Here is a 23,566-nt window from a genome sequence, read left to right on the forward strand (position 1 = left end):
AATTTCTAATTGTTATGTCTTAATAGACTAGTACCGCAAAGCAAAATTCAAAATTCAAACAGGTATACAGCGCAAGTATTTTGTTGATTTGGAATAGGTGGTTTATTTACGCCGTGCTGTATTAGACGACTGCTTTACAAATCATTAAAAAACAATTCAGAAGCGAAGCCTAAGACACTCCGCCAAAGCGTCAGAATCAAGACGTTTTCTACATTCGCGCAGCACGTAGCTTGTTTCTTTGCAGGGGTAGCGAGTTGCAGAGAATTTAATTGGAGAATTCTGGCTCCTGACTTCTGAATTCTTTCTTGTTAAATTAAAAACTGCTCTTGTTGAAAGTAGACAAGAGCAGTTTTGAATAGCAAAGCCCAAAATAAAAATTAGGCATCTTCAAGTTCAAATTGAGCCACTGTAACAGCATTAAAAGCAAAAGCTAAAACTAATGGCATCGGCGACTGGAACCAAAAGGTAAAAAGAACAGCTAGAATTGTGCCAATTACTGCTGACACCGACCACAATCGTTCTTCCAAAGTCAGTCCTTTTTCGGCTTTAATCAATCTCAGAACATGAACTGGGATTGGCTCTGGCATTACCCCACCCGGAGGGAAAGCCCAGAAGTTGTTACGTCGCTCAACAAATAAATCTGTCCAGCCATTTTCTTGGCACCATGCCTCAATCCATTGAAGTGAGTAATGATTCATCATCGGGTTTCGGAGTTCGGTTTGTGGAAGTTGTGTACTTGGTGAATGTAAATGGGAGATTCCTGAAGAACTAATTAATCGCTATAAAATTAACGCTAATTATCGAACTTTTAAGCTTTGTTAAGCAATTGAGACGCATATAATTACGTTCAAATCTTGCTTTCATTAATTAAAAGACTAACAGTTGATAGGGGCTGTCGAATTCAAAAGACAATAAACTTTACTTGCAAAATAGAAAGTCAAGAATTGTAAATAACTTCGTGAGTATTACTGCTCAGAAAAACTTTTTATATCTTAAAAATTTAAATCTATAAATGAAGAATTGTAAATAAGTCAACAACCATAGGCTATAGCAAACATTGTTTTATTCAGCTAAATTATTCCTTTAGAGTTAGGAATTTCAAGTTTTATCTTGATTAAGAGCGATAGATTATCCTCGCGGCCTCTATTTTGCTAAAGCTTACTTGATATGAGAAACAATTTATACTCAGTCATTGCGATCGCTATTTAGTAATTATTGTTTTGATATCTAATCTAATTTTAGTGCGATCGCTGATTGCCACTCTCTACCTCAAGTAGCAGGGATAATTTTGCTAAAGTAAGAAGCTTATGCTCTTTTTGCGTTACAAAATATTAAGCAACGAAAATACACGTTCTCCAAGTCCAGTAGCAAGGCTGCGAGTCTCAATTAGTACGAGCCAGTTTTGCTAATATTCAAATGTGGTAATTAAATGCGGCAACTATACATTAAATTGACTCTCAATATATTTTGGCGGCAAGCATTAGCATTCCTTTTGGGAATTATGATCTGGTGTGTGGCCGATCCAGCAGTGGCAGTAGACTGGACTCATCCACTGTCATTTAGCAATGCAGAGTTATCAAGACGTGATTTTTCGGGACAGAGTTTGCAAGCTGCGGAGTTTTCTAACGCCAATATGGAATTGGCTAACTTTACAAACGCTGACTTACGGGGAGCAGTCATGAGCGCTTCGGTGATGACAAAAGCAAATCTCCACGGAGCGGATTTAACGAATGCAATGGTCGATCAGGTAAACTTGACTAAGGCAGATTTGAGCGATGTAGTTTTCAAAGAAGCTCTTTTGCTCCGTGCCATATTTAATGATGTAAATATAGACGGTGCAGATTTTACAGATGCAATTTTGGATAGAGCGCAAATCAAAGAACTGTGCATTAAAGCCAGTGGTGTGAATTCCAAAACAGGCGTGCAAACTCGTGATTCTCTAGGATGTCAATGAAGCGTGTTGGTGTAATTGGTGGCGGACAACTTGCCTGGATGATGGCGGATGCGGCACAGAAGCTAGGAGTAGAATTATTAGTACAAACTCCTAGCGAACACGACCCGGCCGTGTCAATCGCCAAAGAAATTGTTTTCGCGCCAGTTGATGATGCAAGTGCTACGAAAATATTAGCTCAAAAATGCGATGTCATCACCTTTGAAAACGAATTTGTTAACCTGAATGCTTTATCTGCTTTGGCACAGCAAGGCATTTGTTTCCGTCCCAGATTAGAGGCATTAGCTCCTCTTTTAGATAAATATCATCAGCGTTGCTATTTACGCGACTTGGGCTTACCAGTTCCTCAATTTTTCGCCCTTGACGAGGTGGAAAATCTCAAATCAAAAATAGAATATCTAGGTTTTCCAGTAGTCCTTAAATCCCGTCGCCACGGTTATGATGGTCAAGGTACTTTTATAATTCCAGATTTTGCTACTTTAGAGCAAAAGCTAACTGATGAAACCTCAACACAAACTTTAAATCAATCGCTTTTCGTGGTAGAAGAATTTGTCCCATTTGAAAGAGAACTAGCAGTAATTGCAGCTCGTTCTGTGGAGGGAGAAATTGTCACTTATCCAGTCGTAGAAACCCAACAAGAACAACAAGTGTGTCGGCGGGTGATTGCGCCAGCCGAAATTACGCCCAATCAAGTAGCAGAAATCCAAGCGATCGCCCATACTCTATTAAATAGCCTAGAAGTAGTAGGAATTTTTGGAATTGAGCTATTTCTCAGGGCTGATGGCAAAGTGCTGGTAAATGAAATTGCACCACGTACTCATAATTCTGGGCATTTTTCTCTTGATGCTTGTGAAACTTCTCAGTTTGAGCAGCATCTTCGAGCCGTTTGTGGTTTACCTTTAGGAAATCCGGCTTTGCAGTGCGCCAGCGCTGTAATGGTGAATCTATTGGGGTATGAAAATTCTCACAGCGACTACCAAAGCCAGCGTCAACAAATAGCAGAAATTCCCCAGGCGCAGGTTCACTGGTATGGGAAGACAGAATCACGTCCGGGACGAAAGTTAGGACATATCACCGTTTTGCTGGATAATCAAAATCGAGAGATGGCGATCGCGATCGCCCAAACCATAGAATATATCTGGTATCCCAGGTAAATTGAGCAGAAAGTTTCGCTGTTGAACACACAACATATTTTTGAAAGCTATAATGATTTAAGTTCCACTACGACGTTGGTGACTGCCATCAAGTTTTTTGATCTATGCCTTTAATGACAAGGGAGTCAACTGTTCTCGTGGCAGTATACCGGGCATGTACCCGGAAACTTTAAACGAGGAATTTAGGTTCCCACCTGGATAAACCCAGGTCATAAACTTAGGTAAAACGGCGTCGCGGTGAACTTAAAATTATTAGCTCCCAAAGTCAGTTAGAACTTGGGAGCTTTAATTATTTCAATCAGTTTAAAATAAGCGAACTGACAGTAAAGATTGCCATTATTTCGGGAAACCTAAATACTGACGTCTCAAGAATTAAGCCGTATGGTCAGCATTCCCGGATATCAGGTTAGCAAAGAACTCTACAATGGTTCTCGAACCTTGGTTTATCGTGCTAATCGAGAAACTGACCAAAAATCTGTAGTGATTAAGCTGATGAAAACCGCTTATCCCAGCTTCAGCGAATTGGTACAGTTTCGCAACCAGTTCACCATTGCCAAAAATTTGAATCTACCTGGAATCATCCAAACATACAGTCTGGAACTTTATCAGAACGGCTATGTGTTAGTGATGGAAGACTTTGGGGGAATTTCTCTAAAGCAGTGGCAAGACAGAGGAGAGAATAGAAGAATAGGGGAAACACCACAAGCTCTGATTGAGTTTTTACAAGTAGCGATCGCTCTGTGCAATACATTAGATATTCTAATTCGTCATCGGATTGTTCATAAAGATATTAAACCTGCCAATATTTTAATTAATCCAGAAACTAAAGAAGTTAAATTAATTGACTTTAGTATTGCATCTTTATTGCCACGAGAAACTCAAATCCTGATGAGTCCTAATGTACTAGAAGGAACACTCGGCTATTTGTCTCCAGAGCAAACTGGACGGATGAATCGGGGGATTGATTACCGGACTGATTTTTATTCTCTAGGTATAACTTTTTACGAATTACTAACAGGACAATTACCATTTCAATCGCATGAGCCGATGGAATTGGTACATTGTCATATTGCCAAACTTCCGCCTTTAGTACATGAGATTAATCCGCAAATTGCGCCTGTACTCTCATCTATTGTCAGCAAATTGATGGCGAAAAATGCTGAAGACCGTTATCAGAGTGCATTTGGGCTAAAATATGATTTAGAAAATTGTTTAGCTCAACTAAAAAAAACGGGTAAGATTGAAAGTTTCCCAATTGCCCAACGAGATGTGTGCGATCGCTTTATTATCCCAGAAAAACTCTATGGTCGCGAGCATGAAGTTGAAACTCTGCTCAAAGCATTTGACAGAGTTACTAACAATCAAACAGAACTAATGCTGGTAGCTGGTTTTTCTGGTATTGGTAAAACTGCTTTAGTTAACGAGGTTCACAAACCCATTGTCCGCCAACGGGGCTACTTCATTAAAGGCAAATTTGACCAATTTAATCGGAATATTCCCTTCTTTGCTTTTGTGCAGGCATTTCGAGACTTAATGGGACAATTACTGAGTGAAAGTGATGTCCAATTGTCAACTTGGAAGAATAAAATTTTACAAGTGCTGGGTGATGAAGGAGAAGTTATTCTTGAGGTAATTCCTGAACTAGAACAAATTATTGGTCATCAACCACCTGCAACGGAACTTTCACCAAGTGCAGCCCAGAATCGTTTCAATTTACTTTTCCAAAAGTTTATTCAGGTATTCACTACAAAAGAACATCCATTAGTAATTTTTCTGGATGATTTGCAGTGGGCTGATTCTGCATCATTCAAATTGATGCAGTTATTGATGAGCGAGTCAGGAAGTGGATCTTTACTTTTAATTGGGGCTTATCGAGACAATGAAGTATCTATAGCACATCAGTTGATGTTGATTTTAGCGGAGATTCGCAAAGCCAATGCGACAATTCACAGCATTACTTTAGCTCCGTTAAGTAAAACTAGTTTAAATCAATTGGTGGTTGATACCTTGAGTTGTTCAGGTGAAATTGCTCAACCTTTAACGCAACTTGTTTATCAAAAAACTCAAGGTAATCCATTTTTTGCAACGCACTTTCTCAAAGTATTATATGAAGATGGACTAATTAGTTTTAATTCCGCTCAAGGGTACTGGCAATGTGATATTGCTGCTGTAAAAGCACTTTCCCTTACTGATGATGTTGTAGAGTTTCTAGCGCTACAGTTGCAGAAGTTGCCAGTAGTAACGCAAAATCTGTTGAAATTAGCCGCGTGCATTGGTAACTCTTTTGATTTGCTAACCTTAGCAATTATTTCTGAACAATCAGAAACCGAAACGGCAGCATTTTTATGGAAAGCTTTGCAAGAAGGGTTAGTTTTACCTACTACTGAACTTTATAAATTTTTTCAATATAGTGAGCATGATTCCGACTCAAACCCATTAAATTGCAATTTCCAAATCCCTATCTATAAATTTTTACACGATCGCGTGCAACAAGCTGCCTATTTGCTGATTCCAGATGAAGAGAAACAATTTACCCATCTTAAAATTGGTCAATTGCTCTTGCAAAATACCTCAAAATCACAGCAAGAGGAGCGAATTTTTGAGATTGTCAGTCAGTTAAATCGAGGAATATTACTAATCACCCAACCGACTGAATGTCAACAATTAGCTGAGTTAAATCTGAATGCTGGTCGAAAAGCAAAAGAAGCTACCGCTTATGGTGCAGCAATTCATTACCTCAATTCTGGAATACAACTGCTGACAATTAATAGTTGGGAAACTGCCTACGAACTGACTCGAAGTTTATACGAAGAAGCTGCCGAAACGGCCTTTCTCAACAATGAATTTGAGCAAATGGAATCTCTGATTCAGGTTGTCATCCAACAAACAACTACTTTATTGGATAGAGTGAAAGTTTATGAAGTTCAACTCCAAGCTTATCAGGTTCAAGGTCAACCATTTCAAGCGATCGCAACTGGGTGTAAACTTCTAGCTCAACTTGGAGTGACATTACCTGAATCAGTAACACCTTCAGACATTCAGCAATATGTAGTAAACACGCTCTCTACCTTGGCAGGCAGAAGTATTGAGGGCTTAGTTAATTTGCCATTGATTAATGATACCAAAGCTTTGATTGCTTTGCGGATTATGGCTAGCATCGCTCCCGCCATCCACCAGACTTCTTCCTATCTGTTACCAATTCTTGCCTGCGAAGAAGTGAATTTATCTCTTAAATATGGCAATGCACCACTCTCAGCGCCAGGATATGCTGATTTTGGAATTGTACTTAATACTTGTAACCAACTAGAGTTAGGCTACGAATTTGGCAAGCTAGCTTTAATACTTGTGGATAGATTTCAAGCAAAATCTGTTCAAAGCATGACTATATTCAAAGTGGCTGCATTGAATCAATATAATAAACAACATGTTCGCGATTCAATTAGTTTATTACAGGAATCGCATAATATTGGATTAGATACAGGCGATTTTTTTCATGTGCTGGCATCGATGATTTTCAAATTATTCTATGTCTATTTAAGTGGTACAGAAGTCTTGGAGGTTTTATTAGCAGATATCAAAGCTTATGAGTCTAATTTTGCCAAAAATCAGCGCTTACTAAATTGGTCGAATATAATCTGTCAAAGCATTAACAATTTAACCGAATATAGCGACAATCCAGAATGTCTCATTGGTAAATCTTGTCAAGAAGAACAACTCTTATCTAGGCTGATTCAAGAGAACGACGAATTAACACTGCATATATTTTTCTTAAGTAAGTTAATACTCAGTTATCTGTTTAATAATTTTCCGGCAGCAGTTGAAAATGCAAATCAGGGAGAGCAATATCTCAACGGTGCGGCAGGAATGTTATCTGTGCCCATTTTCTATTATTACGATTCTCTGTCTCGGCTTGCTGTCTATCCAACGGCTGAACCCTCTCAACAAAAGCAATTACTCTTAAAGGTTGGCGAAAACCAGGAAAAATTACAGTTTCGAGCCAATTTTGCACCGATGAATTTTCAGCATAAATTTGATTTGGTGGAAGCAGAACGGCATCGGGTTTTGGGCGAAAAGATGATAGCAATAGAATTATATGATCGCGCCATTTCTCTGGCGAAAGAAAATCAATATATCCAAGAAGAAGCCTTGAGCAATGAGCTAGCTGCCAAGTTCTACCTCGAATGGGGCAAAGAAAAAATCGCTCAAGTCTATATGCAAGAAGCTTATTACTGCTATGCTCGTTGGGGTGCTAAAGCCAAAACCGAGGATTTAGAAAAACGCTATCCTCAACTCCTGGCTCTCATCTTACAAGAGCAGTATCATCGCTTACAACTGAGTTCAACCGTCGATGCCCCATTATTTCCACATCAAACCATTCATACAAATCTTTCTAGCAGCAGCATTTCTCATGCCCTCGATTTTGCCACCATCTTTAAAGCCGCCCAAATTCTTTCCAGTGAAATTCAATTAGAGCAATTACTTACTACTCTTTTGCAAGTGGTGATGGAAAATGCTGGGGCGCAAAAAGCTGCATTACTTGTACTCCAACAGGACAACTTAGTGGTTGAAGCTGTAGCTAGCATTAATGAAGGAGTCACTCTGCTATCTGTACCATTGTCAAGCAGCGAAGGCATTCCCATTACATTGCTAAACTATGTTAAACGCAGCTTAAAAACTGTTGTGCTGGATGATGCAACAGCACAAACTGATTTTATCGCCGACTTATATTTTATGCAGCAACAACCTAAGAGTATGTTGTGTACACCGATGTTAAATCAAGGTAAACTCATCGGGCTGCTATATCTAGAAAATCCATTGACAATTGGTGCATTTACAAGCGATCGCACCGAAGTTATTCAACTGCTATGCGCTCAAGCCGCCATCTCTCTAGAAAATGCCCGTCTTTATCAAGAATCTCAAAATTATGCCCAACAGTTAGAGCGATCGCTACAAGAACTTGAGCAAACTCAATTACAAATGGTGCAAAATGAAAAAATGGCAACCTTGGGCAATTTGGTTGCTGGAGTGGCACATGAAATAAATAATCCCATTGGATTTTTGCAAGGCAGCCTCAATAATGGCGAAGAGTATATCCAAGACTTACTCGCTCATATCCAATTGCTTAAACAACATTATCCTAATCCTGCGATCGCAGTCATTGAGCATAGCGAAGAAATTGACCTAGAATTCTTGACTGAAGACTTACCAAAGCTAGTAGACTCGATGAAGGTGGCTTCAGAAAGGATTAAAGACATTAGCATCAGTCTCCGCACCTTCTCCAGAGCCGATACAACCGAAAAAGTTGCTTGTAATCTCCATGAAGGAATTGAGAGTACCCTGTTGATTTTGAAGTATCGCCTCAAAGCTAACGAAAAACGTCCAGCAATCGAAGTCATCACTAAATACGGAAAATTACCACCAGTAAAGTGCTTTTTAGGACAGTTAAATCAAGTATTTATGAATATCCTTGCTAATGCCATTGATGTCTTAGATACTTCCTGCAAGGGGCTTTCTTTTGCCCAAGCCAAAGCCAATTATCACCAAATACTGATTCACACCGAAGTATCTATTGAGCAAAATTTGGTGGCAATTGGGATCAAAGATAACGGTCAGGGGATGCCAGAGGAGATTAGATCGCGGATCTTCGACCACCTATTTACAACCAAAGAGGTTGGGAAAGGAACGGGATTAGGATTAGCGATCGCTCGTCAAATTGTCGAGGAAACCCATGATGGGCGGTTGATTTGCAATTCTGTACTTGGCGAAGGAACAGAATTTGTCATTGAGATTCCAGTATTTTAACTAATTTGCGATTTTCCTCTCAATGCATAACGCTTCTAATTTTTCAGTAATGTGGAGAACAGCAATAGCATAATTCTACTAAATCTGTATAACTTGATTCTAAATGAGGTATCGTTCAGAGTTAAAATGACACAATTGCCTTAAATTGTGGTTAAAGCTACAAAAATTGTTAAAACAACTAACTAATACTGTATTTCCAGCCTCAGTCTTCCGACTAGAGAGTGGTTTAACTTTTATTCATCAAGAAATTCCCACTACTCCTGTAGTTGTGGCGGATGTTTGGGTACGTGCTGGAGCCAGCTTAGAGCCAAAACCGTGGTTTGGCATGGCGCACTTTTTAGAACACATGATTTTTAAAGGTACGGCGACGCTACCCCCTGGAATGTTCGATTCCAAAGTTGAAAACCGGGGTGGCGTCAGTAATGCGGCGACAAGCTATGATTATGCTCATTATTCACTCATCACAGCTGCCCCTTATTTAAAAGAGACTCTGCCCTACTTGGGAGAATTACTACTCAATGCAGCAATTCCAGAAGATGAATTTAGCCGCGAACGAGACGTGGTACTAGAAGAAATTCGCTCTTGTCAGGACGATTCCGACTGGATAGGATTTCAAGCTCTAATTCAAAGTATCTATCCGCATCACCCTTACGGACGTTCGGTGCTAGGTACTGAGCAAGAACTGATGCAGCAATCGCCAGAAGCAATGCGCTGTTTTCACCGCACTCACTATCAGCCGGAAAATATGACAGTGGTAATTGCCGGCGGTATACCCCAGCAACCAGCTTGGGAAATGGTAAATCATTCATTTGCTGATTTTGCCGAACCTTCTAATTGTCCACAGTTTGAGAAAGTGGCAAAGCCAGTAATAACAGGAATTCATCGTCAAGAACTGTATTTACCACGCATAGAGCAAGCGCGATTGTTGATGGCGTGGCTGGTTCCTGGAGTAGAAGATATCCGTACTGGCTATGGTTTAGATTTTTTGTCCGTGTTATTAGCAGAAGGGCGGACTTCGCGTTTAGTGCGTGATTTGCGAGAAGATTTGCAATTGGTACAGGGAATTTGCAGTAGTTTTTCTCTACAACGAGAATCAAGTTTATTTACAGTTACTGCTTGGTTAGAACCAGAAAATCTAGAGGAAGTTGAGTCTTTAATCTGCGCTCATTTGGATGATTTGCTGAATAGAGGAATTAGCGAACAAGAACTTGCTCGTATACGCAGACTTCTATGTAATGAGTATGCGTTTTCTACTGAAACACCAAATCAACTGACGGGGCTTTATGGATATTACAATACCATTGCCCAAGCGGAATTAGCTGTGACATATCCCCAGCAGATTCAGTCTTTCGATGCTAAAGAACTGCAACAATTAGCTAAACAGTATCTCTCGCCACAGAATTATGCGGTTACTGTACTTAAACCATGTTAGTTATTGAAAATTGAGCATTGGGGATTGGGCATGGGGCATTAGTTTTTGACAAAGGACAAATGACAAATGACAAATGACAAAGGACAAATGACAACCTTACTGCAAAAATCGCCCATCCATCGTACTGTATTGAAGAATGGCATGGTCGTGCTGGTGGCAGAAAATCCGGCTGCGGACATTATTGCAACGCGAATCTTTGTGCGTGCCGGTAGTTGTAACGAAAACCGGGAGCAAGCAGGGTTGGCACATTTGTTATCAGCAGTGATGACAAAGGGATGTGATGGACTTTCTAGCTTGGAAATTGCTGAAAAAGTCGAGTCTGTAGGAGCGAGTTTGAGTGCGGATACTGGCACTGATTATTTTTTGCTATCTTTCAAGACGGTAACATCTGATTTTGGGGAAATTTTAACATTGGCAGGGCGGATTTTGCGATCGCCTACTTTTCCCGAAACTCAAGTGGAACTAGAACGGCGTTTAGCACTCCAAGATATTCGTTCCCAAAAAGAGCAACCGTTCAATATCGCCTTTGAACAAATGCGACAGGTAATGTACCAAAATCATCCCTACTCGATGTCAGTGCTGGGAGACGAAACCACCATGAGCCGCTTAACTCGTGCGGATTTAGTGGAGTATCACCAAACTTATTTCCGTCCAGATAATGTAGTTATTAGTATTGCTGGTAGAATCACACCCACAGATGCAACAGCGTTGGTAGAAGAAGTTTTTGCTGATTGGCAAGCGCCAGCCCAAGCATTGCCAATACTAAATTTACCTGAGATTAAGGTAGAACCGCAGGTAAAGCTGAATCCAGTACAGACACAACAATCAATCGTGATGCTTGGGTATTTGGGAACATCGGTGAGTTCTGTTGACTACGCCTCATTAAAATTGCTGTGTACCTACTTGGGAAATGGGCTTTCTAGCCGCTTGTTTGTCGAATTACGGGAAAAACGAGGTTTAGCTTACGAAGTATCTGCCTTTTACTCCACAAGGCTATTTCCAGCCTCCTTTGTGGTTTACATCGGTACAGCACCAGAAAATACCAGCATTGCCCTAGAAGGACTGCGTACAGAAGTAGATTTGTTATGTACCACCGAAATATCCGAAAGCGCACTCCAAGCTGCTAAAAACAAGATCCTGGGGCAATACGCCTTGGGTAAACAAACGAACGGGCAAATTGCTCAGATATACGGTTGGTATGAAATTTTGGGCTTAGGAATTGATTTTGACATTAAGTTCCAAGAATTGGTTGCGGCAGTGAGTGCCAAGGATGCGATCGCTTCAGCTTGTAAATATTTAAAAGAGCCTTACTTGTCTTTAGTTGGTCAAGAAGAAGCAATTAATCGTGCGATCGTGAACTGAGAATGTGCCGCAGCGACGCCCGTTGCAGATATCGTAAAATGTAGCAGCTGTTTTTTCAACCAAGCGGCTGTACCATTAGCATGAGAATATTCTGGGAGTGAATTCCATGCAAAGCAGCCTGACAGCAAGTATTTTGAGTTATTTAAAATTATTAGACCTAACTGTAAATCGCTGTAGAATGGAAAAACGGCAAAAGGATTGGTGGTTAAACAGGTCTAAATCTTTATCAGCTATTAAAATACTCTTGTTCTTTGCTACGCCTCTGCTGATTACCTCAACGACTGTAGTATCAATAGCAGCGCCACAAAAAATTGCCCAAGTAAATCCTCAAGATAGCATCAACCGCCCTAACCTGAAAGTTGGTAGCCAAGGTGAACGCGTATCTGAACTTCAGGCAGCTCTGAAACTTTTGGGTTTTTATTCTGGTGCAGTAGATGGTATTTATAGTGAAAACACAGCTACTGCTGTTTCCCGGTTTAAACAAGCAGCTGGCTTGAATCCAGATGGCGTTGTTGATGCTAGCACTTGGCAACGACTTTTTCCTAATCAAACAGTAGCAGCATCAACCACCCCTTCATCCCAGCCAAGATTTAACTCAGCTACAAATTTTCCTGTTCCAACTCAGGCTAGTAACCTTACCAACGTTGCAAATCCCAACCCCAACCCTCAAAGACAAGCTGTAACCCAAGTTCCGACTAGACCACAACCAAAACCTACTACCACAAAAAAAGCTGTAACCCAAGTTACAAACAACCCTGAACCAAGACCTGCTACTCCTAGAAAAACTACAACTTCTAGCACAAAGAAAACGCCAAAGCGTACTACATCAACTACTCCAACTCAGTCAAACACAACTACAAAACGAACTCCTGGTATTCAATACACCTCAGAAGGATTGCCAATTTTGCGTATAGGATTACGTGGTTCTGAAGTTGTTAAGTTGCAACAACAGCTGAAAAAGCTTGGTTTGTTGAAAGGTGATGCCGATGGTGACTTTGGCGAGACAACCGAAGCAGCAGTGAAAGCTGCACAAAAGCGCTATGGTTTAGAAGCTGACGGCGTAGTTGGTGGCTCTACCTGGGAGGTTCTTTTGCGGCGTTAACCGTATCCCTAATCTTCAAGCTTGGTAATGTAGCGTCTCACCCGTCCGTAACCAGAGGTGCAGACAAAATTTCGGTGTGAGCGCTTAGTCGAATGCTGTCAATTGAACAAAACTAGATACTTTATTTCTTGGAATCCCTAATGACTGAGGTTTCTCGATTTAGAGAAACCTTTGTTGGGCTTTTGCACTCCACACTGTTTTTTATGAATTTAATGCGGTACATCCTGCAATACGATAAAGATATACCGATTAGAAATATCTCTCTTAGCAGCACTGAAAAATTGCATTGATTTTAGGCTGACGAAAGATGATGGCAATTTTAAAAGTCAAGCACAACAATACCTAATCGTGTTACAGATCACAACTGGCAATAGTGAAATTAATTAAACTGACTGCTAAATCCTCTAAAAAAACTTATGCAACACTTTTTATTAACTTGGCTCGGTACTGCGGTGGCGTTATTTCTTACTGCTAATATCGTTCCGGGATTCTTTATCAAGAATTTTCTGACTGCCCTAATTGCTGCCCTTGTTATTGGTCTGGTTAATGCATTTATTAGACCAATTTTGCAGATTTTGACGTTTCCAATTACCTTACTCACCTTTGGTTTATTTACATTGGTGATTAACGCTTTAGCCCTTTGGCTGGCAAGTGTCCTAACTCCTGGTTCTGGTTTTGAGATTCAGGGTTTTTTACCTGCTTTGTTAGGTTCAATTGTGCTAGCAATTGTTTCTAGCATAATTAACTATTTTTTGCGAGTTGTTGACTAGAAAAATTAGAGAACTTTTGTAATACTAATATTTCAAGCTTGGGCAACAGCAAGAGTTACCGCTCCTGGTTGTCCTTGTGTTTGGAAAATTTGTTTAGGAACTAAGAACTTTACCCGCAATTCCTCTATGTTGGTAAATGGAAAAACAGTCAACGATGTAAGTTGAGAGGCTGCAAGCATAGCAGCTGCCTCTGCTACGCTAGGTGTACCTACTTTATCGTTGGTAATTGTGGCAGGGTTGGGTACACAGATAGAGCTAAGGATTTCCGCAGAAAAGGTTTTTAGAGGCAAATTGCGGAGGCGGCAAAGTTTGATTAAGCCAACTTCCGAGGCTTTAGTATCAATGGTAGCAATACCTGCGATCGCACCTGCAAAAAGCTGATTTTCTCGAAATACTTGCTCAATTGCCCAATCGATCAACTCCCATGATGTTCCTTGTTTACAACCGATTCCCACCCATAAAACCTGTTGTATTTGCTGTATTTCCTGATTCAATTTCTCATGGTTTGACATGATTGGGTTTACTCCAATAGCCAACCAAATAAATCTCCTACCGTTAGCCTCAACTCACTTGCAAAATCTGGCACAGGTAGTAAAGCTTTTAGTTCATCCAACATGATTGGCTGTTGATTGCGGATGTACACAAATACCGTTTGTTCTTCTGGATCGATCAGCCAACCCATTTGTGTTTCATAATTTAGGCAATGTAAAATATTTTTTGTAACTTTCGTTTGTCTTTGGTCAGGCGATAGAATCTCAATAGTCCAATCGGGGGCTGTTTGGAATACGTTAGCAACTTCACCATTTTCATCACGGGGAATTCTTTGCCAAATAAACACAGAAATATCTGGCACTATTGACCTTCCACCAAAAGTACACCGGAGTTCTGGAAAAGCACGAGCAATTCGCTTGGGCTTGACTGTTAAGTTGACAGTGCTAACCATTTCACCTTGAATTATACTGTGCTTTCCCTGTGGCATAGGTTTTTGAATAATTTGACCATCAATATATTCACTAGCGGGCTTTATTTCTGGTAACATTAGAAACTCTGCCAAAGTTATGTTTTTTGATGGTGTCCGTACCATAAGCGATCGCCTCCAAATCCAGCAAATTTTCTTAACAACCCGCAAAAGACACAAAGAAAAATCAGCTTTAGCATAAATCTTACTCTGCGTACCTTAGCGCTACCTCAGCGGAACTTTGCGTTAAAAAATATTACATTCTCTCCAATACCTGAATTCCCAATAGAGATAATCCCAACTTCAAAGTTCTAGCAGTCAAATCACACAAAATCAAGCGAGAGATTCGCTGCGGTTCCTCCGCTTGGAGTATGGGACAGCGATCGTAAAATTGGTTAAACTTCTGACTCAGTTCAAACAAATACTCACATAAACGATTGGGCAGCAAGTCTTGCTCTACACTACTAATAACTTCATCCAATTGAAGTAAATATTTTGCCAACACTAATTCTGTTTCATGCTGCAACAAAACGGCATTACTTCCCAACTCTTTAAAGTTAATATCACCCTTGCGGCTAATTCCATAAATCCGCGCATAAACATACAGCATATAAGGCGCAGTATTACCTTTGAGATCCAGCATCTTGTCGTAGCTGAAGATGTAGTTACTCGTGCGATTTTGGCTTAAGTCTGCATACTTAACTGCGCTGATTCCAACTACCCTAGCAACTTCATTAATAAATTCTTCAGTTTCTTGGCGTTCTTCTTTTTGTAATCTAGTTTTCAGGTCAGTATGGGCACGAGAAACAGCTTCATCTAATAAATCCCGTAACCGCACAGTATCCCCAGAACGAGTTTTGAATTTCTTACCATCTTCTCCTAACACCAACCCAAAGGGAACATGAACTAATTCCACATCATCGGGTATCCATCCGGCTTTGCGTGCTACCTGAAAAAATTGAGCAAAGTGGTTTGCTTGTCCAGCATCTGTTACATAAATTATCCGTTTTGCTTCATCCTGCTGAATGCGGTAACGGAGAGATGCTAAATCTGTTGTGGCGTAGTTATAACCACCATCTGATTTCTGCACAATTAAAGGTAAGGGTTCACCTTCTCTATTTGTAAACCCTTCCAAGAAAACACATTTTGCCCCTTGGTTTTCTACCAGTAATCCAGATTTTTCTAAATCTTCCACAACTCCTGGTAGTAAAAAATTGTAGAAAGATTCCCCGCGTTCAGTTAACTTGATATCCAACAACTCATAAATTATTTGAAACTCAGAGCGCGACTGTTCGCACAATAGTTTCCAAGCATGAAGTGTATCTTCTGCACCTGCTTGTAATCTGACGACTTCTTGGCGTGCTGTTTCTTGAAAAGCTTCATCTGTATCAAACCGCAATTTGGCTTTGCGATAAAAAGAGACTAAATCACCAATATCTAAAGCATTAGCGGTGGTAAGGGCGTCTGGGTAAACTTCCCGCAGATAGGCGATTAACATTCCAAACTGCGTACCCCAATCACCTACATGATTTAACCGCAGTACATCGTGTCCAAGAAATTCTAAAATCCGGGCGATGGAATCACCAATAATCGTCGAACGCAAGTGTCCGACGTGCATTTCTTTGGCAATATTCGGACTGGAAAAATCCACAATTTCCCGCTTCGGCGTTTTTGCGGCTGGAACTCCTAGTCTGGGATCGGCTTGAATTGCGTTTAGTTGTGCTTCTAAATATGCTGTTTTTAGTTTGAGATTGATAAATCCTGGCCCAGCGATTTCCGGTGGTTCGCAGATTTCGGATACATCTAGTTTCAGGGCGATCGCACCTGCGATCGCTCTTGGTTGCTTTCCTAACTTTTTACTCAGGGATAAAGCCACATTTACCTGATAATCGCCAAATTTAGGATTGCTAGCAGGAACCAAAATTGGATCTACTCCTTTCCATTCAGCGCCAAAAGCCGCAATTAAAGCTTGCTCAACCTGAGCTTTTAGTTTTTCTTGTGTAGCGTTCATATATAGATTTTATCTGTGAAAGGGGGAATGTAGCTCTGGAAAAGCTTGATTATTTTAACCTTAAAAGATATTCATCAAGTCTAGGCAAAGACTGTCATTTTAAGGTACAACCCCCTTAAATTGTCTCCCATCCTTGGGATAACTTCTAGATTCTGACGATACCGAAGTCGATTTTGACAGACTACTAGTTAATCAAGCCAACGAAAGCGTAGTACATAGTAAGCATTTGAAGATTTATATGGTGGTTTACACGCTTCAGGGGTAGATTCTGCAACTGGTAAGTGGAACGAAGGTTCCGATCGCGACTTTAATGATGTTGTCGTCGTTCTTGATGTGGGTGAGGCAAATGTTAAAGAGCTAATTGGTGCTACCGTTCCTGAACCATCTGTTACTCTATCAATGTTTGCAGTGGGAGCAGTTAGTATGTTTGGATTACGCCGCCGCCGTCAAAGTCGCGCTTCTCACTAAACTTGGAAATGGTGCTTAATATAAGATACGTTTAGTTTCATTGGAACATAACAAGCGATCGCTCGCATTTTCACCCGTACATTTATACGGGTGAATTTATGTTTGTAGTGGCATTTATATTTTATCTATTGCGATCGCGTTCTAAATCATCAATCACTTTTTGCAAATACCACTCGTCTGACATCCCAGGATGGTAATCTTGGTTTTGCTGAATCAATCGTTCGGCAATTTCCCAGTATCCCCCAACCATTCGTAAAAGTCGCTGACGTAGCAGGTGATATTTTTGCTTTTTTGACTCTGGACTAAATTTCTGAATTTTTTCTAGGCTACTTAAGACTTGTTGATAATTTTCCCAGTCTTCTTGTTCGCAAAAGATGCTCGCCGCTCGTTGATAATCTTCCACGGCGTTTTGTATTTCTTCTAAGCAAGTATAGGCAATGCCGCGATTGTAGTAAGCTTGAGCATCATCAGAATTGATTTGTAGCGCTTGCGTGTAATCTTGAATTGCACCGAGATAATTGCCGGTTGCTCGATAGACATTACCTCTGGCAATATAAACTAAGACATCTTTCGGCTGCATCTGGAGTGCTTGGTTAAGATCGGCGATCGCACCTTGATGATCTCCCAAGACAGAACGTGCTTTACCTCGGTTGCGGTAAACAATGGCATCTTGAAAATTTAATCGTAATGCTTGATTAAAATCTGCGATCGCTTCTCGATAATTCCCAATTTTACAACGCACAACCCCACGACAGCAGTAAGCTTGGGCATCTTGCGGATCGGCTTTTAATACCCAGTTTAAATCGGCGAGTGCCTCTTGGGTATCTCCCTTTTCAGCCTTTTCTAATAACTGCGTGAAATAATCATTGGTGGATAAAATTGGCGCATTAGTGGAACGCGATTCCTCAAGGGCAAGTAATTCTTTGGGTTGTAGCTGTTTAATTCGTTCTAGACAAAGACGACAATTCTCTTTGTCCTGTTGCTCTAAATGTAACCCAGCAGCCTTTTTAAAGTTAGCGATCGCATCTTGAATGTAACCCTGTTTGCGCCGCACCAATCCCCGCAGATTATAAGCAGCAGCATAATTAAGATTGAGACGAATCGCGTGTTCAACATCATCTAGCGCCCCGGGTAAATTTTTCAGCGCTACTCTAGCCAATCCCCGACAATAATATGCCTCTACACTATCAGGATTAAACTTCAGGGCTTCGGTATAATCTGAAACAGCTTTTAGGATTGCTCCTGAGTCATAATAAGCTAAACCGCGTCGCAAATAAGCTTCGCTAAAGTAAGGTGTCAGTTGTAAAGCATGGTTAAATTCTTCAATTGCTCCCGTGTAATCTTTTCCCCTAGCCTTTTCCAATCCTCTATTATAAAATTCGTCATTCATAACATTTGTTTGGTTGATTCAGTTAATTGAATTCCAGCAAGCTTGTTTCGTAGTCTAACCTATACAATCATCTTCATATTTTAAGTATATTTTATAGTTTTAGTGAAACAAAACTAACATAATACCCTAAGTTTTGATAAATGGAATATTGTACACATCTAGATTTGAGAGTTAAGTTTAGTGAAAATATCACTAATTAAATTTATGGTTATATTCAGCAGTTTGTGCCTGTGTATTTGATATAGTTTTGCCTCACGATAAAACTTAATCGTTAATTTTAATCAACTCTTATCAGCTAAATTCTGTTAATTTTCCAATAAAAATATGAGAAATTGACTAAATTCAATTTCCCATATATCAGAAATTTTAAAATATTTACGGTTGACTAAAATTCAGAATTTATGAGTCAGAATAGTTTAATAATCAACTGAGAACTTATAGTATAAACATACTAAGAATATTAGATTTCTTCTGATTTCTGCTTTTTGAGTCCTAAATTATCCCACTAACATTATTCCGAAAGCAAGCTAGGAGAAGTTAGAACAAAAACATCCCAATTTCCTTGAGCCTCAGTTTGTGGTTTTATAGGATTAGCGTAGTGGAAAAACTCGTGGTCATTAATCAATAGGAGTTCTCCCGGATTTAGAATTTTGCTAAATACAGGTTTTTCTTTTTTGGCAGTATACAGATGTGTTTCTCCACCTTGAATATTCTCTCTATTTACTGAAAATATGCCAATAGAATCAGTGCCATCTTGATGGATGCCTTCAGGCGCTGGATTACCAAAATTCTCTGGAGTACAACTAATTCTAATTTGATGAACTCCGATTTCAGCTTCAGGATGAAGTTTACAAGAATCACTAAATGCCAAAACAAGATTTTTGAAAATATCAAGTTCTATGAGTGCATCATCTAATTCTGCAAACTCTCTTTTTACGTTTCCCGCTAATCGATTATACTCTTTACTTTGAAAAAACACGCCATGAGGTAATTTTATTAACTGATTTCCAGAGACTGTGAACCGAGATAATCTTCTGGAACGATAATTGCCTTTGATATAAGGGTCAAGAGGCATATTACTAAAAAATGGCTTGAAACCTTCTAGACCGATTGAATTTACTTTTCCGAGAGTAAATAGAAAAGCATATTCTAATTCCGTTTCTGTCCACACTTTTTGCATAGGATTTACCTCCTTGCACATTGAGATTCTCCCGAATTTGTTTGGGAGGCTTGTAATATTTATTATATGCTAATTTTTGTTAAAATATTGTTATTTTAACTACAGGAATTGACAATTTATGATATATAAAGTTACTCAAGTTCTTGTCACAGAATGGAGTCGCTACTGAAAAGATTTGCACATAGGGTTCGGTGGTCAAAGAATCGACGTATATTTACAAGCAGCAACAAGGTTCCATAATGATAGATTGGCTTTACCGTTACCCACCTTTGTATCCTGGTATTTTACTCAAGCGTTACAAGCGGTTTTTTGCTGAGGTTCAACTTACTTCTGGTGAAATAGTGACAGCACACTGTCCCAATACAGGGCCAATGACTGGAGTATCGACACCTCTAAGTGCAGTACAACTTTCTAAAAGCGATAATCTTAACCGCAAATTGGCTTACACTTTAGAACTAATTCAGGTACATGATAATGAGCCGACTTGGGTAGGCATAAATACTTTTTTGCCCAATCGGGTGGTAAAGCTAGCTTTGGCGAAATACCTTTTCCCAGAATTGGGCGACTATAGCCAAATTAAAGGCGAGGTAGTTTATGGGCTAGATAAAAAAAGTCGAGTGGATTTTTTCTTGACGGGGAGTGATGAGAAGCGCCCGATTTATTTAGAAGTGAAAAATACAACTTTGTCTGAAGGGAGATTAGCTTTATTTCCTGACACAGAGACTACCAGAGGGCAAAAACACTTACGAGAATTAATGGCGCTGTTACCTTTGACTCGTGCAGTGATGCTTTATTTTATCAATCGGGGTGATTGTACAGAATTTTCCCCTGGCGATCGCACAGATCCTGTATATGGTAAATTATTGCGGGATGCGATCGCTCTCGGTTTAGAAGTTTTACCTTGCCGTTTTGACATTTCCCCCGAAGGTATCCGTTATTTAGGTTTAGCAAAACTAAAAATTTGATTACATCTAATTTAAGAGAAACTAGCCATTGCAACGTTTCTACACGCCTAAAACAACAAATCCATCTAGATGTTGTCTAGATGGATTTGTTGGTAGTTGATGTTTGCTAAAAAACATTCAACCTGTAATGAACAAACGACTATAGATAGTCGCCGCCTCAGAAATAGCATTCGCTATTCTGACGTTTGGTTATGCAGGAATCAAAACGGTGTCAATTACGTGGATGACACCGTTATCAGCAGCAACATCTGCTGTTGCGACTTTTGCATCGTTGATCTTAACGCCATTAGAAGCGTCAATTTTTACATCTGAACCTTCAACTGTTTTAGCCGTCTTTAGTTTAGCTACATCAGCAGCTAGTACTTTCCCTGATACCACATGATAGGTCAAGATTTTCTTAAGTTTCGCAGTATCTTTTAGTAATGCGTCTACTGTACCTGCTGGAAGCTTATTAAATGCTTCATCGGTGGGTGCGAAGACGGTGAATGGTCCAGGCCCTTTGAGTGTATCTACCAGACCAGCTGCTTGGATTGCTGCAACTAGTGTTGTGAAAGAACCATTATTAGTAGCAGTGTCAATTATGTTGGCCATGTGTTTTACCTAGTTATGTGTAACTTGTTACAAACCTAAACTATTTTTTCAATAAAATCTATCTATCACTAGGCGTATGACAAATCATTTTTTTTATTGATACGATAAAACGTTGTATATATTTTTATACAAAGAAAGAATTATACCAAGTGGATAATTTCTGAGCATTGCTGGATGCGATCGCCTTAATATAACGTATAAAAATATACACACTTAAAATTACCAGTGTAGTACTAATAATACCAATAAAGTTAGTTAAATAAATAGTCTTAAATATGTTTACAGTATAAGTTTAGACAAAAATACTTTTATATAACTGAAATATACTTACATTAACTTTTTGTCAGGATTTAATAACCAAATAAGTTGGTAAAATGCATATTTAACTGATATTATTTTATCACCAAATAAATTTCACTTGCTGTTTGTGTAATTTCACCTGGAAATAACAAACGGGCAATCACAATTGCCAAAATCATTAGTGTGATTACCCGTCTATTTCCATAATTTATCATGCGTAGGATTTACGCCAAAACCTTCTCTAACTTCCATTTATCTATGGTTGGTATTTCTGTTGCCTGTGCGTAAGTCAGGTATGTCAACAAAGAGACTTTTAGGTAATATTTTCCCCAAACTATGACTTTCATGAACAGAAGAAGACTTATCGCTTGGATTGCAACAGCAGTTACCAGCATGATGCTGGTAATAGGCTCTCAGTTTGTGAATTTCTCGCCAGCCAACTCTGCAACGACACTTAACGTGTATGCGGCTGTCAGCTTAACAAACGCGATGAATGACATCAAAACTCAGTACCAAAATGCTAACCCAGGTGTCACCATTAATTATACATTTGGTGCTTCTGGTACTTTACTTAGTCAAATACAAGCAGGAGCACCAGCAGATATTTTCATTTCTGCTGCCACCGATCAACTAGATGTCTTACAAAATTCAAGCCCAAGCAAAATAGTCGCAGGTAGCCGTAAAAACGTTGTCAAAAACCGTCTAGTTTTGATCGCTCCGACAACACCTCCAGTTAGTGCTGGTAGTGCTGCTCTGACTAGCTTCAATGGTTTGACCAACGCCAACATTACTGGTATTGCTATAGGTGATTACACAGGAACTCCACCAGTTGTACCAGCAGGAAATTATGCCAAACAAGTTCTTACCAGCCGAGGTATTTTCACTACTGTTAGTCCGAAAACATACCTTGCTAGTAATGTGCGTAATGTCTTAACTGCTGTTGAAAATAAAACTCTGGTAGTTAACGGCGTAAGTAAAACTATTGATGCAGGTGCGGTTTACAAAACTGATGCCGCAATTTCTACCAAGGTAAGAGTCGTAGAAACTGCTCTGACAACAGAGAGCGATCCGATTGTCTATCCACTGGGTATACTCACCAGAACTACAGTTTTATCGACAGCACAGAGTTTTTCTACCTACTTAAGTGGTAGTACTGCCCAGAATATTTTCAAGAATACTTATGGGTTTGTCTTGCCTTAATTACCGAAAGTAAATCAATCAAGTACTCGCTGTCGTGAATTTTGAACTATTTGGAGTTATGTCTTGTGAAGTTCACTAAAAAGCTCTCAATTATTTTTTGTAGTTTAACTACTGCTGTTTTCAACACTGCTGTGATTGTCAATACTTATAAGTCAGCAGCACAAGCACAAGTAGTAGAACTGATTACCAATGGGGGATTTGAAAACGATCCTCTTGTAGATCCGAATAATCCTAATGCGACAAATCCTAATATTACAGGATGGATTAAAAATGGCAATTCGGTAGATACATCAGGTACTAAAATTGACAATTTTGCTAACACTGGGAACCAAGGTTTATCGCTTGGTGGATTTTCTGACTTGAGCTACATATCACAGAATATCCCTACAGTCGTTAATCAATACTACCGACTTACTTTCTATTTAGCATCCACAGAGGAAACACCTGACCTGAAGAATAAATTTAAGGTTTTTATACGTGGAAAGAAGGTTTGTAAGAAAAAGGATACTTCTTACCAACCCTATACACAATACACGTTTTATTTTAAGGCGAAAGAAACATCCACCGAGATCAAGTTTGCTTCCAAAGTCCAGTATGCATTTTTATATTTGGATGATGTGAGTGTTAAATCTACAGAGAAACTAGGGCAAAACTCTGTATGTGACGCTCCTGATAGTGAAGAATAAGCTACACGCAAGCTAACCATCAGTCTTCTAAAATACCAAGCTATATCTGGCTCTATAGTGTTAAGAATGCACTTAAATTCATCTGATTAAAAAACTCTATCATCGTTTGATCGAGAGATAAACTATGGTGAATGACTAACTTTTATCAAACTGAATAAAATGTTGGTTTTCTTGACACTAACTAGAGCTAAAATCGATGTAACTATCAACTTGTTTTAATTGTTATAATTTGCAAGTAATTATT

18 protein-coding genes and 1 other RNA gene are annotated in these 23,566 nt (G+C 39.5%); 12 read left to right on the forward strand and 7 right to left on the reverse strand.

Annotation, left to right across the window (positions count from 1 at the left end):
* Nucleotides 1-377: 377 nt before the first annotated feature.
* Nucleotides 378-701 (reverse strand): hypothetical protein, encoded by a 324-nt coding sequence (locus tag V7K79_RS11925; RefSeq protein WP_335047833.1) that lies wholly within the window; start codon nt 699-701, stop codon nt 378-380.
* 728 nt (nt 702-1,429) lie between these two features.
* On the opposite strand from V7K79_RS11925, the gene V7K79_RS11930 reads away from it, so the two are divergent.
* The 8 genes from V7K79_RS11930 (at nt 1,430) to V7K79_RS11965 (ending at nt 13,573) form a co-directional block, all read left to right on the forward strand.
* Complete coding sequence (locus V7K79_RS11930; protein ID WP_335047835.1) at nt 1,430-1,954, forward strand: pentapeptide repeat-containing protein; 525 nt, start codon at nt 1,430-1,432, stop codon at nt 1,952-1,954.
* The gene (locus V7K79_RS11935) at nt 1,951-3,105 is read left to right on the forward strand and encodes a 5-(carboxyamino)imidazole ribonucleotide synthase (RefSeq protein ID WP_335048116.1); all 1,155 of its coding nucleotides are present in this window, start codon (nt 1,951-1,953) and stop codon (nt 3,103-3,105) included. The genes V7K79_RS11930 and V7K79_RS11935 overlap by 4 nt, the downstream gene beginning before the upstream one ends.
* Before the next feature lie 61 nt (nt 3,106-3,166).
* Nucleotides 3,167-3,350: non-coding RNA, 6S RNA (ssrS, locus tag V7K79_RS11940), on the forward strand.
* 136 nt (nt 3,351-3,486) lie between these two features.
* A complete protein-coding gene (locus V7K79_RS11945) occupies nt 3,487-8,907 on the forward strand; it encodes a trifunctional serine/threonine-protein kinase/ATP-binding protein/sensor histidine kinase (protein WP_335047837.1) in 5,421 nt (1,806 codons plus the stop codon).
* Nucleotides 8,908-9,073: 166 nt separating this feature from the next.
* Nucleotides 9,074-10,339 carry a M16 family metallopeptidase gene (locus V7K79_RS11950; RefSeq protein ID WP_335047840.1) on the forward strand — a complete coding sequence of 422 codons (1,266 nt, stop codon included), beginning with the start codon at nt 9,074-9,076 and terminating at the stop codon, nt 10,337-10,339.
* A 66-nt stretch (nt 10,340-10,405) separates the two neighbouring features.
* On the forward strand, nt 10,406-11,701 hold the full coding sequence (locus V7K79_RS11955; RefSeq protein WP_442938915.1) for a M16 family metallopeptidase: 1,296 nt from the start codon (nt 10,406-10,408) through the stop codon (nt 11,699-11,701).
* Between the two features lie 106 nt (nt 11,702-11,807).
* Nucleotides 11,808-12,803 carry a peptidoglycan-binding domain-containing protein gene (locus tag V7K79_RS11960; RefSeq protein WP_335047843.1) on the forward strand — a complete coding sequence of 332 codons (996 nt, stop codon included), beginning with the start codon at nt 11,808-11,810 and terminating at the stop codon, nt 12,801-12,803.
* 416 nt (nt 12,804-13,219) lie between these two features.
* Nucleotides 13,220-13,573, forward strand: a complete 354-nt coding sequence (locus V7K79_RS11965; RefSeq protein WP_104907020.1) for a phage holin family protein — start codon at nt 13,220-13,222, stop codon at nt 13,571-13,573.
* A 32-nt stretch (nt 13,574-13,605) separates the two neighbouring features.
* On the opposite strand, the gene V7K79_RS11970 is transcribed toward V7K79_RS11965, so the two are convergent.
* From V7K79_RS11970 to argS, 3 genes are all read right to left on the reverse strand, one after another.
* Complete coding sequence (locus V7K79_RS11970) at nt 13,606-14,085, reverse strand: cobalamin biosynthesis protein (RefSeq protein ID WP_335047845.1); 480 nt, start codon at nt 14,083-14,085, stop codon at nt 13,606-13,608.
* An 8-nt stretch (nt 14,086-14,093) separates the two neighbouring features.
* The gene (locus tag V7K79_RS11975; RefSeq protein ID WP_335047848.1) at nt 14,094-14,657 is read right to left on the reverse strand and encodes a Uma2 family endonuclease; all 564 of its coding nucleotides are present in this window, start codon (nt 14,655-14,657) and stop codon (nt 14,094-14,096) included.
* A gap of 130 nt (nt 14,658-14,787) precedes the next feature.
* A complete protein-coding gene (argS, locus tag V7K79_RS11980; RefSeq protein WP_335047849.1) occupies nt 14,788-16,542 on the reverse strand; it encodes an arginine--tRNA ligase in 1,755 nt (584 codons plus the stop codon).
* Nucleotides 16,543-16,875: 333 nt separating this feature from the next.
* Between argS and V7K79_RS11985 the strand changes: the two genes are divergently transcribed.
* A complete protein-coding gene (locus tag V7K79_RS11985) occupies nt 16,876-17,010 on the forward strand; it encodes a PEP-CTERM sorting domain-containing protein (RefSeq protein ID WP_335047851.1) in 135 nt (44 codons plus the stop codon).
* Between the two features lie 121 nt (nt 17,011-17,131).
* Here the strand turns inward: V7K79_RS11985 and V7K79_RS11990 are convergent, their stop codons facing one another.
* Together V7K79_RS11990 and V7K79_RS11995 are read right to left on the reverse strand one after the other, a co-directional pair.
* On the reverse strand, nt 17,132-18,400 hold the full coding sequence (locus V7K79_RS11990) for a tetratricopeptide repeat protein (RefSeq protein ID WP_335047853.1): 1,269 nt from the start codon (nt 18,398-18,400) through the stop codon (nt 17,132-17,134).
* Nucleotides 18,401-18,911: 511 nt separating this feature from the next.
* Nucleotides 18,912-19,580, reverse strand: a complete 669-nt coding sequence (locus V7K79_RS11995) for a 2OG-Fe dioxygenase family protein (protein WP_335047855.1) — start codon at nt 19,578-19,580, stop codon at nt 18,912-18,914.
* 239 nt (nt 19,581-19,819) lie between these two features.
* On the opposite strand from V7K79_RS11995, the gene sfsA reads away from it, so the two are divergent.
* Nucleotides 19,820-20,545, forward strand: a complete 726-nt coding sequence (sfsA, locus tag V7K79_RS12000; protein WP_335047857.1) for a DNA/RNA nuclease SfsA — start codon at nt 19,820-19,822, stop codon at nt 20,543-20,545.
* 189 nt (nt 20,546-20,734) lie between these two features.
* On the opposite strand, the gene V7K79_RS12005 is transcribed toward sfsA, so the two are convergent.
* A complete protein-coding gene (locus V7K79_RS12005) occupies nt 20,735-21,136 on the reverse strand; it encodes a fasciclin domain-containing protein (RefSeq protein WP_335047858.1) in 402 nt (133 codons plus the stop codon).
* 645 nt (nt 21,137-21,781) lie between these two features.
* Here V7K79_RS12005 and modA point away from each other — a divergent pair.
* The gene (modA, locus tag V7K79_RS12010; RefSeq protein WP_335047860.1) at nt 21,782-22,636 is read left to right on the forward strand and encodes a molybdate ABC transporter substrate-binding protein; all 855 of its coding nucleotides are present in this window, start codon (nt 21,782-21,784) and stop codon (nt 22,634-22,636) included.
* A 65-nt stretch (nt 22,637-22,701) separates the two neighbouring features.
* A complete protein-coding gene (locus tag V7K79_RS12015; protein WP_335047862.1) occupies nt 22,702-23,322 on the forward strand; it encodes a DUF642 domain-containing protein in 621 nt (206 codons plus the stop codon).
* Nucleotides 23,323-23,566: the final 244 nt, after the last annotated feature.

The organism is Nostoc sp., from assembly GCF_036917575.1.
In the GTDB taxonomy this organism is placed as follows: Bacteria; Cyanobacteriota; Cyanobacteriia; order Cyanobacteriales; family Nostocaceae; genus Nostoc.

Bases quoted from the DNA above. Each gene is read 5' to 3' on its own strand.
- V7K79_RS11955 (WP_442938915.1), top strand. From the start codon at position 10,406: ATGACAAATGACAAAGGACAAATGACAACCTTACTGCAAAAATCGCCC.
- modA (WP_335047860.1), top strand. From the start codon at position 21,782: ATGAACAGAAGAAGACTTATCGCTTGGATTGCAACAGCAGTTACCAGC.
- V7K79_RS11990 (WP_335047853.1), bottom strand. From the start codon at position 18,400: ATGAATGACGAATTTTATAATAGAGGATTGGAAAAGGCTAGGGGAAAA.
- sfsA (WP_335047857.1), top strand. From the start codon at position 19,820: ATGATAGATTGGCTTTACCGTTACCCACCTTTGTATCCTGGTATTTTA.
- V7K79_RS11975 (WP_335047848.1), bottom strand. From the start codon at position 14,657: ATGGTACGGACACCATCAAAAAACATAACTTTGGCAGAGTTTCTAATG.
- V7K79_RS11930 (WP_335047835.1), top strand. From the start codon at position 1,430: ATGCGGCAACTATACATTAAATTGACTCTCAATATATTTTGGCGGCAA.
- V7K79_RS12005 (WP_335047858.1), bottom strand. From the start codon at position 21,136: ATGGCCAACATAATTGACACTGCTACTAATAATGGTTCTTTCACAACA.
- V7K79_RS11935 (WP_335048116.1), top strand. From the start codon at position 1,951: ATGAAGCGTGTTGGTGTAATTGGTGGCGGACAACTTGCCTGGATGATG.
- argS (WP_335047849.1), bottom strand. From the start codon at position 16,542: ATGAACGCTACACAAGAAAAACTAAAAGCTCAGGTTGAGCAAGCTTTA.
- V7K79_RS11960 (WP_335047843.1), top strand. From the start codon at position 11,808: ATGCAAAGCAGCCTGACAGCAAGTATTTTGAGTTATTTAAAATTATTA.
- V7K79_RS11995 (WP_335047855.1), bottom strand. From the start codon at position 19,580: ATGCAAAAAGTGTGGACAGAAACGGAATTAGAATATGCTTTTCTATTT.
- V7K79_RS11925 (WP_335047833.1), bottom strand. From the start codon at position 701: ATGATGAATCATTACTCACTTCAATGGATTGAGGCATGGTGCCAAGAA.
- V7K79_RS11965 (WP_104907020.1), top strand. From the start codon at position 13,220: ATGCAACACTTTTTATTAACTTGGCTCGGTACTGCGGTGGCGTTATTT.
- V7K79_RS11970 (WP_335047845.1), bottom strand. From the start codon at position 14,085: ATGTCAAACCATGAGAAATTGAATCAGGAAATACAGCAAATACAACAG.
- V7K79_RS11945 (WP_335047837.1), top strand. From the start codon at position 3,487: ATGGTCAGCATTCCCGGATATCAGGTTAGCAAAGAACTCTACAATGGT.